General features: G+C 71.4%; 8 protein-coding genes. 5 read left to right on the top strand and 3 right to left on the bottom strand.

The window, feature by feature from the left end; genetic code table 11:
• Positions 1-31: 31 nt before the first annotated feature.
• Positions 32-784, top strand: a complete 753-nt coding sequence (gene ppgK / locus ACFPYL_RS01445) for a polyphosphate--glucose phosphotransferase (protein WP_379149604.1) — start codon at positions 32-34, stop codon at positions 782-784.
• Here ppgK and ACFPYL_RS01440 read toward each other — a convergent pair.
• The gene (locus ACFPYL_RS01440) at positions 760-1,269 is read right to left on the bottom strand and encodes a MarR family winged helix-turn-helix transcriptional regulator (protein ID WP_379149602.1); all 510 of its coding nucleotides are present in this window, start codon (positions 1,267-1,269) and stop codon (positions 760-762) included. The genes ppgK and ACFPYL_RS01440 overlap by 25 nt on opposite strands.
• A gap of 68 nt (positions 1,270-1,337) precedes the next feature.
• On the opposite strand from ACFPYL_RS01440, the gene ACFPYL_RS01435 reads away from it, so the two are divergent.
• Complete coding sequence (locus tag ACFPYL_RS01435; protein ID WP_379149600.1) at positions 1,338-3,380, top strand: MMPL family transporter; 2,043 nt, start codon at positions 1,338-1,340, stop codon at positions 3,378-3,380.
• On the opposite strand, the gene ACFPYL_RS01430 is transcribed toward ACFPYL_RS01435, so the two are convergent.
• Entirely contained in the window at positions 3,381-4,757 is a 1,377-nt protein-coding gene (locus tag ACFPYL_RS01430; RefSeq protein ID WP_379149598.1) for an NAD-dependent malic enzyme, read from the bottom strand. It abuts the gene before it with no gap.
• Positions 4,758-4,888: 131 nt separating this feature from the next.
• On the opposite strand from ACFPYL_RS01430, the gene ACFPYL_RS01425 reads away from it, so the two are divergent.
• The 3 genes from ACFPYL_RS01425 to ACFPYL_RS01415 all read left to right on the top strand — a co-directional run bounded on the left by ACFPYL_RS01425 (position 4,889) and on the right by ACFPYL_RS01415 (position 14,799).
• The gene (locus ACFPYL_RS01425) at positions 4,889-5,479 is read left to right on the top strand and encodes a TetR/AcrR family transcriptional regulator (protein ID WP_379149596.1); all 591 of its coding nucleotides are present in this window, start codon (positions 4,889-4,891) and stop codon (positions 5,477-5,479) included.
• A 42-nt stretch (positions 5,480-5,521) separates the two neighbouring features.
• Positions 5,522-7,882: an MMPL family transporter gene (locus ACFPYL_RS01420; protein ID WP_379149594.1), complete on the top strand. Its 2,361-nt coding sequence runs from the start codon at positions 5,522-5,524 to the stop codon at positions 7,880-7,882.
• 191 nt (positions 7,883-8,073) lie between these two features.
• On the top strand, positions 8,074-14,799 hold the full coding sequence (locus ACFPYL_RS01415) for an isopeptide-forming domain-containing fimbrial protein (RefSeq protein ID WP_379149593.1): 6,726 nt from the start codon (positions 8,074-8,076) through the stop codon (positions 14,797-14,799).
• Here ACFPYL_RS01415 and ACFPYL_RS01410 read toward each other — a convergent pair.
• On the bottom strand, positions 14,784-15,269 hold the full coding sequence (locus tag ACFPYL_RS01410) for a glutathione peroxidase (RefSeq protein ID WP_379149591.1): 486 nt from the start codon (positions 15,267-15,269) through the stop codon (positions 14,784-14,786). The two genes, ACFPYL_RS01415 and ACFPYL_RS01410, sit on opposite strands and share 16 nt — an antisense overlap.
• Between the last annotated feature and the right edge of the window lie 24 nt (positions 15,270-15,293).

Here is a 15,293-nt window from a genome sequence, read left to right as displayed (position 1 = left end):
AGAGACAGTGCTCGGGTCGTAGGTTGGACCCATGGCCAGCGCACAGCCCTTCGGCATCGACTTCGGCGGCACCGGCATCAAGGGCGCCCCCGTCGACCTCGACACCGGCGACTTCGCCGCGGAGCGCGAGCGGGTCCGCACCCCGGAGAAGTCCACGCCCGAGGCGATCGCGGAGATCTTCGTCGAGCTGCTGGACAAGTTCCCGGACTGCACGGGGGCCGTCGGGGTCACGGTGCCGGGCGTCGTGCGCCACGGCGTCGTCCACTCCGCCGCCAACATCGACAAGTCGTGGGTCGGCACCGACGCCGACAAGCTCTTCACCGAGGCGACCGGGCGCGACGTGCACGTCGTCAACGACGCGGACGCCGCCGGCCTCGCCGAGGTGCGGTACGGCGCGGCGCGCGGCCGGTCCGGCCTCGTCATCGTCACCACGCTCGGCACCGGCATCGGCTCGGCCCTGGTCAACGACGGCGTCCTGGTGCCCAACTCCGAGCTCGGCCACCTCGAGATCGACGGCCACGACGCCGAGTCGCGAGCGGCCAACAGCGCCCGCACCCGCGAGGACCTCTCCTGGGAGCACTGGGCGAAGCGGCTCACGAAGTACTACCGGACCCTGGAGATGCTCTTCTCCCCCGACCTCTTCGTGGTCGGCGGTGGGGTGAGCAAGGACTCCGACGAGTTCCTGCCGCTCCTCGACATCAGCACCGAGATCATCCCGGCGCAGCTGCGCAACAAGGCGGGCGTGGTCGGCGCCGCGCTCTACGCCTCCGAAGGCGGCGGCTGAGGCGTGATGACCGCGTCGAACGCCTCGAGCGTGCGGCGCAGGTAGCGCGCGACGACCGCACGCTCGGCGTCGTCGAACTCCGCGTCCAGGCGAGCCAGCTCCTCGAACATCGGCATCAGCAGCCCGAGCACCTCCTCGCGCCCCGACTCGGTGACGTGCACGTCGGTGCGCCGTCGGTCGTCCGGGTGCGGACGCCGCTCGACGTGCCCGTGGGACACGAGCCGGTCGACGATCCCGGTCGAGGCCGCGGTGCTGACCTCCAGGAGCCGCGCCACCTCCGCGGGACCGCGGGCGCCCAGGATCAGGTGCTGGAGGGTGACCAGCTCGGACTCGCCGAGCCCCGCTCGCCGCGCCACGACGCGCCGCACCTTGCCGCCGGCGTCGATGACCTCCCGCAGCGCCTGCAGCGACTCGGTCTGCACGAGCTGCTCCGCGTAGCTGGTGGCAGGGCCGATCGGGGGTACCGGGTCGTCGACTGGACTCATTTGTATCTCATTTGGTTAGTTGCTAACTTCCTTAATCATATTGGCCACCGCAGCCGGAGGGAAGCACCGTGTCGCGCGACCACCACCATCCTCCCAGCCCGACCGGACTCGTCGGACTGATCACCGGACGCCGTACGGCGTGGGCGGTGACGCTGGTGTCGTTCGTGCTCGCCGCGCTCGCGCTGGGCGTGCTCGGCGAGGGGACGCACGAGCAGTCGCCGACGGACTCGGCACCCCGGGGAGCCGACAGCACGCACGCGATCGAGCTGCGCGACCAGCTGCCGCAGGACGACTCGTCGGTCGCGATCGTCCTCTACACCGCTGACGAGGGGACGCTCTCGGACGCCCAGCTCGCCGACCTCAGGGACCAGGCCGAGCGGCTGGGCGGCGCCGGCGACGCTGAGCTGGTGCCGTCGAAGGACGGCACCGCGGCCCTGCTCGTGGTGCCGGTGTCCGCGACCAGTGACGCCGCGACCGACGATGCCGTCGCCGACCTGCGGGAGCAGGCGTCCTCGGGCGCGCCCGAGGGCGTCACCGCCCAGGTCACCGGACCGGCCGCCATCGCGGCCGACCTCTCGGCGGTCTTCGACGGCGCCGACACCCGGCTGCTGCTCGCGACGGCGTGCGTCGTCGCCCTGCTCCTGCTCCTGACCTACCGCAGCCCCGTCCTGTGGCTGATCCCGCTCAGCGTCGTCGCCGTCGCCGACCGCCTGGCCACCGTCTTCGCGACCCAGGTGATGGCCGCGCTCGGCGTCGCGTGGGACGGCTCGACCACCGGGATCCTCTCCGTCCTCGTGTTCGGTGCCGGCACCGACTACGCCCTGCTCCTGATCTCCCGCTACCGCGACGAGCTCAAGGCGACGCCGTCGCGCAACCTGGCCATGGCCCGCGCGCTGCGGCGTACGGCCGAGGCGGTCCTGGCCAGCGCGACCACGGTGTTCCTCGGCCTGCTGACCCTGCTGCTGTCGCTGATCCCCACCACGCGGGGCCTCGGGCTCGCGTGCGCGATCGGCATCGTGGTGGCGGCCGGCTTCGTGATGCTGGTGCTGCCCGCCTTCCTCGTCCTCTTCGGTCGCTGGGTCTTCTGGCCGCGGGTGCCGCACGTGGGTGACACCGCCCTGGTGGACGGGCGCGGTCCCTGGCGCCGGATCGGCGACCGGGTCGCCGCACGGCCGGCGGCCTTCATCGGCGGCGCCCTGGTGCTCCTCGTGCTGCTCGCGGCCGGGTGCCTCCAGGTGCAGGTCGGGCTCGACGACGCCGACCAGTTCCTCGACAAGCCGGAGGCGATCGCGGCCGGCGAGCGGCTCGGCGAGTCGTTCCCGGCCGGGCTCACCAGCCCGACCCAGGTGCTCACCCGCGACGACCCGGCCCGCGTGCTGGCGACGGCGCAGGGGACCGACGGCGTCGAACGCGCGACCGAGGGTCCCCAGGGCAACGGCATCGCGGAGGTCGACGTGATCCTCTCCGCGGACCCCGGCTCGGAGGCCGCTCAGCAGACGATCGAGAGGTTGCGCGACCGGGTGGCGGCGTACGACGACACGCACGTCGGCGGTTCGGAGGCCGAGGCGATGGACGAGCGCGACGCCACGCAACGCGACCGGCTGCTGATCCTCCCCCTCGTCCTGGCACTCGTGCTCGGCGCGCTGCTGGTCCTGCTCCGCTCCGTCGTCGCGCCGCTGCTGCTCGTGGCGACCGTGCTCGCGACCTACGGCGCCGCGATGGGCGCCTCGTGGTGGATCTTCACCGGGCCGCTCGGCTTCGACGCGATCGACGTCCACGTGCCGCTCTTCTCGTTCATCTTCCTGGTGGCGCTCGGCGTCGACTACAACATCTTCCTCGTCACCCGCGCCCGCCAGGAGTCGGTCGGGCACGGCAGCCGGGAGGGGATGCTGCGGGCACTCACCGCCACCGGCGGCGTCATCACCAGTGCCGGCATCCTGCTGGCGGCGGTCTTCGCCGTGCTCGGCGTGCTCCCGCTCGTGGTGCTCGCCCAGATCGGCACCGTGATCTGCGTGGGCGTCCTGCTGGACACGCTGCTCGTGCGCACCGTCCTGGTGCCCGCCCTCGCCCTCGCCCTCGGCGACCGGTTCTGGTGGCCGCGTCGGGTCTGACTACGCCTCGCCGCTGACGGCGGCGGCCACGGCCTTCGGGACGTCGGGGTGGAAGACGCTGGGGATGATGAAGTTCGGGTTGAGCTCGTCGTCCTTGACCACGTGCGCGATCGCGTCGGCCGCGCGCAGCAGCATGTCGATGGTCACCTGGGAGGCACGGGCGTCGAGGAGGCCGCGGAAGACGCCGGGGAACGCGAGCACGTTGTTGATCTGGTTCGGGTAGTCCGACCGACCGCTCGCGACGACCGCGGCGTACTTGTCGGCCTCGGCGGGGTCGACCTCGGGGTCCGGGTTGGCCAGCGCGAAGACGACCGCGTCCGAGGCCATCTCCTCGATCCACTCGGGCTTGAGCACGCCGGGGGCACTGACCCCGATGAAGACGTCGGCGCCGGCGAGCACGGTGTGCAGGTCACCGGTGACCCGGCGCGGGTTGGTGACCGCGGCGAGCTGGGTGTGCATCGGCGAGAGCGTGTCGTCGTCGGCCGAGAGCGCACCGGAGCGGTCGACGACCACGACGTCGGTGACGCCGGCCGCGAGGAGCAGGGTGACGATCGCGGTGCCGGCCGCGCCACCGCCGGAGACCACCACCCGCACCGAGTCGAGCGACTTCTTCACCACGCGCAGCGCGTTGGTGAGGGCGGCGAGGACGACGATCGCGGTGCCGTGCTGGTCGTCGTGGAAGACCGGGATGTCGAGGCTCTCGCGCAGCCGGGCCTCGATCTCGAAGCACCGCGGCGCGGCGATGTCCTCGAGGTTGATGCCGCCGAAGCCCGGGGCGATCAGCTCGACCGCGCGCACGATCTCGTCGGTGTCCTGGGTGTCCAGGCAGATCGGCCAGGCGTCGATGTTGGCGAACCGCTTGAACAGCGCGGCCTTGCCCTCCATCACCGGCATCGCCGCGCCGGGACCGATGTTGCCGAGCCCGAGCACCGCGGAGCCGTCGGTGACGACCGCGACCGTGTTGCCCTTCGTCGTCAGCCGCCACACGTCCTCGGGGTGCTCGGCGATCGCCATGCTCACCCGCCCGACGCCGGGGGTGTAGGCCATCGACAGGTCATCGCGGTTGCGCAACGGGACCTTCGAGGTCACCTCGATCTTGCCGCCGAGGTGCAGCAGGAAGGTCCGGTCGCTGGTCTTGTAGACCTTCACGTCGTCGAGAGCGTCGACCGCGGCCTCGACCAGCTTCGCGTGGTCGGCGTCGCTGGCCGAGCAGGTCACGTCGACCACGAGCCGCTCGTGGCTGGACTCCGCGACGTCGATCGCCGTGACGATCCCGCCGGCCTGGGCGATGGCCGTCGCGACCGCCCCGACGATCCCGTGGTCCGGCGCGGTGTGCAGGCGCATGGTGATCGAGTACGACGAGGTGGTGGCGGCCATGCTCCGACCTTCCTCCCGGCCCTCGGTTACCGGCAAGTCGGCGCCGCCTATCCCTGTCATCACTCCCCGAGCGTCGTGTGACGGCCGCCACATTTTTGCACTTCTTAATTGATAGTGCAAGAATGCACTCTATGACCGAGAGTGCAATTGGCCTGCGGGAGCAGAAGCGCTGGGAGACCAGCCACCGCATCTCCATGTGCGCCCAGCGCCTCACCGACGCGCACGGGCTCGACGGCTTCACGATGGACGAGCTGGCCGACGCGGCCGAGGTCTCGCGGCGCACCCTCTTCAACTACTTCCCGAGCAAGCTCGACGCCGTGCTCGGCACCATCCCCGAGCTGCCGGAGGCGGCCCTCGCCACCTTCCACGCGGGCGGGCCGCACGGCTCGCTGATCGAGGACCTCGGCGCGCTCGCCAAGGCGCTGCTCTCGGTCAAGGAGCCCGACCGGGACGCGATGGTGCTCAGCCGCCGCGTCCTCGCGAGCAACGACCGGGTCCTCGCCGCCGCCCACCAGCGCTTCGACCAGATCACCGACGACTTCACCGCACTGATCCTGGAGCGCGAGGGGGCGGCGTTCGGCACCGACCGCGCCCGCCTCGCGGTCCGCATCATCGGGGCCCTCTTCGACTCCGCCCTCACGACCTTCCTCGAGGGGGGCGACCGACCGCTCGACGAGCTGTTCGACCTCTACCTCACCGAGGCCCGTTCCCTCTTCGCCTGACCACCCACCCGACCACCCGATCAACCTCACAGGAGCCCACCCATGGCCACCCTGCTCCACCGACTCGGCAAGACCGCCTACCGGCGCTGGCCGTTCTTCATCGCCGGCTGGCTGGTGCTGCTCATCGCAGTCATCACCGTCGCCGCCGGCTTCTCCAAGCCCATGAGCGACGCGTTCACCATCCCGGGCATCCCGTCCGAGAAGGCCGCAGACCTCCAGTCCGAGCTCTTCCCGGGCTCCGCCGACGCCCTCGACGAGGCCTCGGTCACCGTCGTGGTCGCCGCGCCGAAGGGTCACACCCTCGACGAGCCGACGTACACCAAGGCCGTCGACACCCTGGTCGCCGACCTGGGTGACCTGCCGCAGATGGCGGCCGACGCCCCGCTGGCCAACCCGGTCGAGGCCGCGAAGACCCAGACCCAGCAGATCCTCGACGCCGCGGAGCAGAGCGGTACGCCGCCGTCCGAGGCGCGTGCCAACGCGCAGGCGCTCTCCCCGCTGTCGGAGGACGGCCGGGTCGGCACCATCAGCTTCACCTTCGACGTGGACAGCGTCGCCGACGTGGAGCCCGCGACCATCGACGCCCTCACCGACGTCATGGACCAGGCCCGCGACGCCGGCCTCACGGTCGAGGCCAACGGCTCCGGCTCGCAGACCCAGGAGATGGGTGGCGGCGCCTCCGAGCTCATCGGCATCGCGATCGCGCTCGTCGTCCTGCTGCTCACCTTCGGCTCGTTCGTGGCCGCCGGCCTGCCCATCCTCAGCGCCGTCTTCGGCCTCGGAGTCGGGCTCACCGGCATCACGGCCCTGACCGCCTTCATGGACGTCAGCTCCAGCACCACGATCCTCGCGACGATGATCGGCCTGGCGGTCGGCATCGACTACACGCTCTTCATCCTGGCCCGCTACCGCACCGAGCTGCACCACACCGACGACCGCGAGGAAGCGGTCGGCATCGCCGTGGGTACGGCGGGCTCGGCGGTCGTGTTCGCCGGCCTGACCGTGCTGATCGCACTGTCGGCGCTCTCCGTCGTCGGCATCCCGTTCCTCACCGCCATGGGCCTCGCGGCCGCCGCGACGGTGCTCATCGCCGTCCTGGTCGCCCTGACCCTGCTGCCGGCGATCCTCGGCATGCTCAAGTCGAAGGCCTTCGGCGGCAGCGTCCGCCGCTACCAGCCGAAGCGCGACGAGGACGGCCACATCCTCAACAACGGTGTCCGGTGGGCCCGCTTCGTCGGCAAGCGCCCGGTCGCGCTGGCCCTGCTGGTGGTCGTCGGCCTCGGCGCCCTCGCCATCCCGCTCAAGGACCTGCACCTCGCGTTCCCGACCGACAGCACCGCGTCGACCGACACCACGCAGCGCAAGGCGTCCGACCTGATGTCCGACGCGTTCGGCTCCGGGAGCCTCGGCCCGCTGCTCGCGGTGGTCGACGGCCGCGACATCGCGGACGACGACGCCCGGGGGCAGGCCTTCAAGGACGTCGCCGACTGGGCGGGCAGCCAGGACGACGTCGCGAACGCCCAGGTGGTCGCGACCAACGCCGTACGCGACGAGGACGGCAACGTCACGACGCCGGCGACCGGTGCGCTCGTGCGGATCACGCCGTCGTCCGGCCCGGACGACACCGCCACCGAGGACCTGCTGAAGGACCTCCGCGACGGCCAGTCCGCGATCCAGCAGCAGACCGGCACCGACATCGGCATCACCGGCCAGACCGCGATCCAGACGGACGTGTCCGAGCGGCTCAGCGACGCGCTGCCGATCTACCTGGCCATCGTGATCGGGCTGGCGTTCATCCTGCTGATGATCGTCTTCCGCTCGATCCTGGTGCCGCTCACCGCGACCATCGGGTTCCTGTTCAGCGTGCTCGCCACGCTGGGCGCGACGGTGCTGATCTTCCAGGAGGGCACCTTCGGCCTGATGGAGGGCCAGCCGATCGTGAGCTTCATGCCGATCTTCCTGATCGGCGTGGTCTTCGGGCTCGCGATGGACTACCAGGTCTTCCTCGTCTCCCGGATGCGCGAGGCGCACGTCCACGGCATGTCGACCCGCGAGGCGGTCGTCGACGGGTTCCGCAACAGCGCCCGGGTCGTCACGGCGGCGGCGACGATCATGACCGCCGTGTTCGCGGCGTTCATGCTCCAGGACGACGCGATCGCCAAGTCCATGGGCTTCGCCCTGGCCGCGGCCGTCGTGTTCGATGCCTTCATCGTCCGGATGGTGCTCATCCCGGCGCTGCTCTACCTCCTCGGCGAGAAGGCTTGGTGGCTGCCCACGTGGCTCGACCGGATCCTGCCGAACGTCGACGTCGAGGGCGAGAAGCTCCAGCGCGCCCACCTCATCGGGCGCCCGCTCGAGGAGGACATGGCGGACCTCGACGACGAGGAGTCGGTGCGGGTCTGACCCGGTAGCGACCCAGCCGAGCCGAGCTGGTCTGGTCCTCGGACCAGACCAGCTCGCGCCATTTCCGGTTGAAACTGCACATATCACGGCGCGACCCGCCACACTGGGAAGGCTGGGCCGTGTTCGGGCAAAGGGGGGCACCAGCAGGAAACACACCGTTCGGGCGGTGCTGAGCAGGGGGGGCCTGCCCAATGAACGGTGTCCTGGCGCGCGCGCGTCGACGTCCGTCTCTCGTCCACGTGATGGTGCTGAGCCTGATCGGCAGCACGCTCGCGCTCGGCACGACGCTGGCCGTCTCGGCGCCGGCCTCGGCCGCGCCGCCGGTGTCGACCCCGGCGATCCAGCTCGCCGGCGGGCCGGACGCGTCGGTCCTCTACGGCCGCAACGTCCCCGTCGCCCTCACCGCGTCGCTCCCCTCCGGCGCACCCAAGGGCTACAACCTCGCCTACCGCTTCGTGCTGCCCGCAGGCACGTCGTACGTCGGTGGCTCCGCCGGCGAGGAGGCGGGCGAGCCGACGGTGCTCGCCGACGCGCCGACCACCGGCAGGACCACCCTGATCTGGCCGAACACCTACGACCTGGTCGCGAACGCCAGCCACACGCTGGCCTTCGAGGTCGCCTACAACGACACCGGCTCCGCCGGCACGCCCAGGTACGACGTCGGCGACGTGATCCCGATCGACATGGGCGCCTACATCTCGCTCGACCCCCGCGACGAGGCCGACTTCAGCGCGCTCGGCGTCCCCCAGAGCGGCGCGGGCAGCTACACCGGCTGGGCCGAGAAGAGCACCACGACGCAGCTGACCGCGATCCAGATCCGGAAGTCCGAGCCGCACCCCGAGGGCGAGATCCCGCGCGGCGTGCACGACCACCAGACCGTCTACACGCTCACGATCACCAACAACGAGGTCAACCCGACCACCGGCGTGACGGTGGACGACTACCTGCCGGCCGGCCTCGAGTTCCTCGGCTGCGCCGCGACCCCCGACCACAGCGCCGGCGAGGAGTACGCCGGGTCCGGCCCGATCGTGGTGTCCCACCCGACCGTCGCCGAGGGCTGCGTCGACCCGGTCCTCGTCGAGACGGTCGACACCGACCCCGACGGCAGCGGCCCGCTGGACGCCGGCGTCTACACCCACGTGCGCTGGACGCACCCGGGCACGTTCGCGCCCAACCAGGTCAAGACGATCCGGTACGCCGCGGCGATCCCGATCCGCGAGAACACGATGACCTGGCCCGGGGCGACCCCCGCCACCACCGGCGCCCAGACCTCGAACCTCGACAACAACTCCGGTCCGGAGACCTACGACGAGCAGCCGCTGCTCAACGGCGCGGTCGCGGCCGGCACGTACCAGTCGTCGGTCAACGGCGCCAAGGCCGTCTCGGACGAGGGCACGCTGCTGCGCACCGCCGAGGACATCGCGATCCAGAAGAGCAACGACAACAACGGGCTCGAGCAGGGCGACCTGACGAAGTGGACCGTCGACCTCCAGGTCTCGGAGTACCGCTACGTCGATCACGTCGTCATCCGCGACACCGTCCCCAACGGCCTGTGCCCGCTGGGCACCACCAACCTCACGACCGGCAACAGCGCCTCCGACGCGGAGTGCGCCCCGACCGCGGGCAAGCTGCCGAGCCAGCCGTACACCTCGGTCGACGAGCAGTCGAACGGCACCTTCGCGCTCGTCTGGGACGAGTCGACCTTCCCGGCCCTGGCACACCTCGCGCCCAGCGCCACCCGGCAGCTGACCTTCTGGACGCGCACCCGCGCCAACTACCAGTCCGGCTTCCAGGACGGCACTCCCGTGCTGTCGCGGGATGCGGTCGCCAACAACATCGCCGCCGAGGGCGTCGACTGGGTCATCGAGGGCTCGGACGGCTACAAGATCGACCACGACGAGACCGACGGCGAGCTCGACTTCGACGTCTCGCAGTCGGGCAAGGCCGCCGACGGCCCGGCGATCCTCAAGCAGGTCGCCGCGACGTACCCCGCCAGTGGCAACTGCAACGACCTGGTCGCGGCCGACTACGGCAAGACCGTGCCGACGTACGGCCCCGGCGACCTCGTCTGCTGGAAGCTGCGGCTGACCTTCCCGAGCCACCTCGACACGTTCAGCCAGGACGTCTTCGACGTGCTGCCGAAGACGCTGAGCTACGTGCCGGGCTCGTGGCACGCGACCGTCAACAACACCCTGCCGATCGGCACCTTCGACGACACCGCCGACGACACGGACGGCCGGCTGAGCTGGCAGATCGGCGACGGCGGCACCGACGTCGACGCCGGCAGCCAGGTCTTCGAGGTCACGCTGAAGACCACCGTCGGCTCGCCGTCCGGGCACCACTCGGGCGACGTCGAGGGCAACCTCCAGAAGTTCTCGTACCAGAACACCGCCGGCAAGGCCTTCACGCTGCGCGACAAGGTCGACTTCCAGCTGAGGCTCCCCGAGCTCGGCGTCACCAAGACCGCCGACGACGACGAGGTCGACGCCGGCCAGGCCGTCCACTACACCGTCGGCGTCACGAACACCGGTACGGCGCCCGCCGAGGACGCCCGCGTCTGGGACGTGCTGCCCACCGGGATCACCTGCTCCGACATCAGCACGATCAGCGACAGCGGCTCCTGCACCGCCGGCCGGATCACGTGGACCGGGATCGACGTCGCCGCTGCGGCGACGCACGACCTGACCTACACGCTCACCGTGCCGTCCGACGTCAGCCCGGGTGTGACCTACACCAACCACGTCGGCGTCGTGGAGTGGGCGTACGTCGCCAACGACGGCACGCCGTACCAGCTGGTGCCGGCCAACACGACGGTCAACGACCCCTCGCTCCCGACGCCCAACATGCCGGCGGCCGAGGCGACCGAGGCGGTCCACACCCGCGACGCCGCGGTCACCAAGACGCGGACCACGTCGGTCACCGAGGGCGGTAACAGCGCCGCGCAGGCCACCATCGGCGAGGTGGTGACCTACACGGTCACGACGACGATCCCGAAGGGCACGACGGTGTACGGCGGCAAGGTCACCGACCCGCTCGGCGCGCGGATGACCCTGGTGCCGGGATCGCTGTGCGTCAGCGGCTGCACCCTCGACGGCGCAGCGTTCGGCGGCGTCACCGAGTCGCCGGCCAACACCGTGCTCGCCACCCTGCCGGCGACGTACGCCGCGCCGGCCGCGACCGACGGCGTCCTCGTGATGACCTTCCAAGCCAAGGTCCTCGACGTCGCGGCGAACTACCGCGGCCAGTCGTTGGGCAACACCGCGACCCTGGCCTACACCGACCAGGACGGCGGCGCCCACACGCGCACCGGCGCGGTCGGGACCACGATCGTCGAGCCCTCGATCACGGCGAGCAAGACCAACGCCGGCTCGACCGTCGTCTCCCCCGGTGAGACCAAGTCGTTCACGGTCTCGGTGAGCAACTCGAGCGCGGCCAACGTCTCCACCGCGCACGACCTGGTCGTCGTCGACACCGTGCCGGCGGGCACCGAGCCGGTGACCATCAACGACGGCGGCACCTGGAACGCCGCGGCGCGCACCATCACCTGGACGCTCGCGTCGCTGGCCCCGGGTGCGACGAAGTCCTTCACCTACACGGTGCAGGTCGAGAGCCCCGCGGTCGGTGGCACGGCGTACAAGAACACCGTGCTGGCGACCTCGACCAGCCTCCCGACCGCCGTCGGCGTCCGGACCCCGGCCTCGACGGCCCCGACCGCCGGCGACTACGACGCGACCGCCGAGCGGACGCTGTCGGTGGTGCTGCCCGGTGTCACCAAGGGCGTCGACAAGGCCACTGCGACCGTCGGCAGCTCGCTCACCTGGACCATCGGGGTGACGATCCCGGCGAACGTCCGCTACTGGGACACGACGGTCGTCGACACCATCCCCGACGGCCTCGCCTTCGACGGGTACGGCGCGATCACCTGCACCGCGGGCTGCCCCGGCACCGACCCGGCCGTCAGCACCTTCCCGCAGACGACGAGCGGCACCAGCCAGCAGGCCGCCTGGTTCCTGGGCGACCTCGCCCCGGCGGCGCAGCAGCGGACCTACACCCTGGTGCTCAAGGGCCACGTGCTCGCCACCAAGCGCGGTGGCGGCGCGGTCACCGCCCCGGTGAGCTACACCAACCAGGCGCGGGTGCGCACCAACCGCACCGACACCCTCCCGGCTGCCCCCGCGGCCGTCGCGGCGACGTACTCCGACAGCGTCGGCCCGGCGAGCGCCACCACCGCGGTGCGGGAGCCGAGCCTCACCATCGCGAAGTCGGCGGACAAGGGCCCGTACGTCGAGGGCGCCGACACGGTCACCTACACGGTGAAGGTCACCAACACCAGCACCTGGCCGGCGTACGACGTGACGGTCACCGACCAGCCCGACAGCGAGCTGACCGACGTCACGCTCGTCGGCGGCGCCGCGCAGAGCACCGACGGCTGGACCGCCGGTGACCCCGACCTGGCCTGGTTCGTCGCGGGACCGATCGCGGCCGGGGACAGCGTCACCTTCACCTACACGGCGAAGGTGAAGCCCGCGACCGCACTGGGCGCCGGTGACCAGATCAAGAACACCGCCGCGGTCCCGACGTACTGGGGCGCCTCGAGCAGCGAGCGCGCGGCCGACGCCGCCAACCCCTGGCGGCAGTACACCGGCCCCCAGTCGACGGTCACGCTGACCGTGGCGAAGCCGGACCTGTCGATCGCCAAGACCCCCGACAACGGCGCCGCGACCGCCGGTGAGGACTCGACCTTCACCATCAAGGTCACCAACACCGACACGCACGCCACGGCGCACGGCGTCGTGCTGCACGACGTCCTGCCCGCCGGCCTGACCTACGTCAGCAGCTCGCCGAGCGGGACGGCGGCGGGCTCGACGATCGACTGGACGCTCGGCACGCTCGCGCCGGGCGGCTCGGCGACGATCACCGTCCTCGTGCACGTCGGCTCCGGTGTCGCGACCGGCACCACGCTCACCAACACGGCGTCCACGCACGCCGACGAGGTGCCGGCCGACAAGACCGACACCGGCTCGCTGGTGGTCGGGACGAAGACGGACCTGCAGGTCACCAAGACCGCGTCGAAGACGACGGTCGTCGCCGGCGAGCAGGTCGTCTACACCCTGACCACCACCAACGTCGGTCCGTCCGACGCGCTCGCGTCGACCCTGACCGACAGCCTCCCGTCGTACCTGCACCCGGTGTCGGTCGACGACCCGGCGAACTGCGCGACCGTCGGGCAGGACATCACCTGCTCCTACGGGACGCTCAACCCCGGCGACACCCGGACGGTGCACGTCACCGTCCAGGTCGACCCGGCGCGGACCGGCTCGGCGACCAACGCCGTCGACGTCACCACCACGACGCCCGACACGGTGCCGTCCAACAACCACGACTCGGTGACCATCCCGGTCACCTCGGTCGCGGACCTGTCGGTCGTCAAGACGGTCAACGGCGCGGCGTTCGAGGGCGGCGACACCGTCGTCTACACCCTCGTCGTCCGCAACGACGGGCCCTCCACCGCGCAGAACGCGACGGTCACCGACCCGCTGCCGAACGGCGTCACCTTCGTGTCGGTCACCCCCGCAGCCTGCACCCAGGCATCCGGCACCGTGACCTGCGCGTTCGGCGCGCTGGCCCCCGGCGCGGTGCGCACCGTCACGATCACGACGAAGGCCAAGGGCACCCCGGCCGTCCCGGCCACCGACACCCACGACCACCAGGTCGACGTGTCCAAGGTCGAGCAGTACGTCTCGCTGCAGCCCGGCGAGACCCGGACCCAGGACCTCAGCTGCGCGAACGGCGCGACCATGACCGACGGTGCCGTCGAGGTGATGAGCGTCGACCAGGGCACGGGCACCAAGGCGGACGTCGTCGTCGGCCAGGCCCGGTCCAGCGCGCTGTCGACGTACCACTTCGTGGTGAGCAACACGACGGCCGGCCAGGCGCAGGTGAAGCTCTTCGGCACCTGCGTGGCCGCCCAGACGACGGTCGTCGACGGCCACGCGCACGCGATCACCGTGGGCGCGCTCCAGACCGTCGCGACCGGCACCCTGACGGTCGGCCGGCACGACGTGACGGTCCCGGTGGCGACCGGGACCCGCGGTGTCGCTCCGGGCATCGAGGTCACGAGCGGCCGCGCCACCGTGGCCGCGTCCGAGCCGGTGTCCGGCGGCTGGAAGTTCACGCTCGACGTGACGAGCCCGGCCCAGGCCACCCTCAGCCTCCGGGGTCTCCAGACCCGGACCGCGGCGGGCGGCTCCCCGGCCCACCAGCACGACCTCGCCTTCGAGCACGTCGTCCGTGTGGTGTCGGTGCCCGACGGCGAGAGCGTGCAGCGGGTGACCTGCCCGGACGGCTACAAGGGCATCGTCGCGACGTACGACCTGCCCTCCGGCGTGCTGGTGCTCGGCCACGAGCCGCAGCCGATCAACCGTGACTTCCGGCTGCTCAACACGACCGGTCACGCGGTGGACGTGACGCTCGACCTCGAGTGCCTCGCGATCCGGACCGGCCCGGCGCTCTCCGAGTCGCTCACGCTGACGAACACGGCGACGGTCGCGTCCACGACCTACGACCCGGACACGTCGGACAACTCCGACACCGTCACCGCGGACCTCACGGTCGCGGCCGGGACCGCCGGCTTCGCGGCGCACGCGGCTCCGCTGGCCTCGACGCTCGCGGTCGGCACCAAGGGCAAGGCGGCGACCGTCACCATCCGGTGCGCCTCGTCGGCCGACGTCTGCACCGGCACGCTGCGCCTGACGGCGAAGGTCGCCAAGCCCGGGCACCGCGCGGTGCGGACCGTGATCGGCACTCGGGCCTACCGGGTCCACTCCGGTGCGCGGGTGAAGGTCGGGATCAAGGTCAAGCACCGCTACCACCGGGCCATCCGGCACGGCTGGGTGCGGGGCTACCGCGTCAGGTAGCGCTCCAGGTCGCCCGCGATCTTCTCGGGCTTCGTGGTCGGCGCGTAGCGCGCGACCACGCGGCCGTCGCGGGCGACCAGGAACTTCGTGAAGTTCCACTTCACCTTGTCGCTCCCGAGCAGCCCGCGCTTCTCCGAGCGCAGCCACCGGAAGAGCGGGTGCGCTTCGTCGCCGTTCACGTCGATCTTGGAGAAGAGCGGGAAGGTCACCCCGAAGTTGCGCTCGCAGAACCCCTGGATCTCGGCCTCGTCGCCCGGCTCCTGGTGACCGAACTGGTCGCACGGGAAGCCGAGCACCGAGAATCCCTGCCCGGCGAAGTCGTCCTGGAGCTTCTGCAGCCCCTGGTACTGCGGCGTGAAGCCGCACTGCGAGGCGGTGTTGACGATCAGCACCACCTCGCCGTCGTACGCCGCGAGGTCGACCTCGGTGCCGTCGATGCCGGTGGCCTTGAAGTCCGCGAGAGTGGTCACCCGGCGAGGGTAGCCGGACACGTG

This window comes from Nocardioides hankookensis, from assembly GCF_042658885.1.
GTDB lineage: Bacteria > Actinomycetota > Actinomycetes > Propionibacteriales > Nocardioidaceae > Nocardioides > Nocardioides hankookensis.
This window is presented reverse-complemented; position numbering and strand designations above follow the sequence as displayed.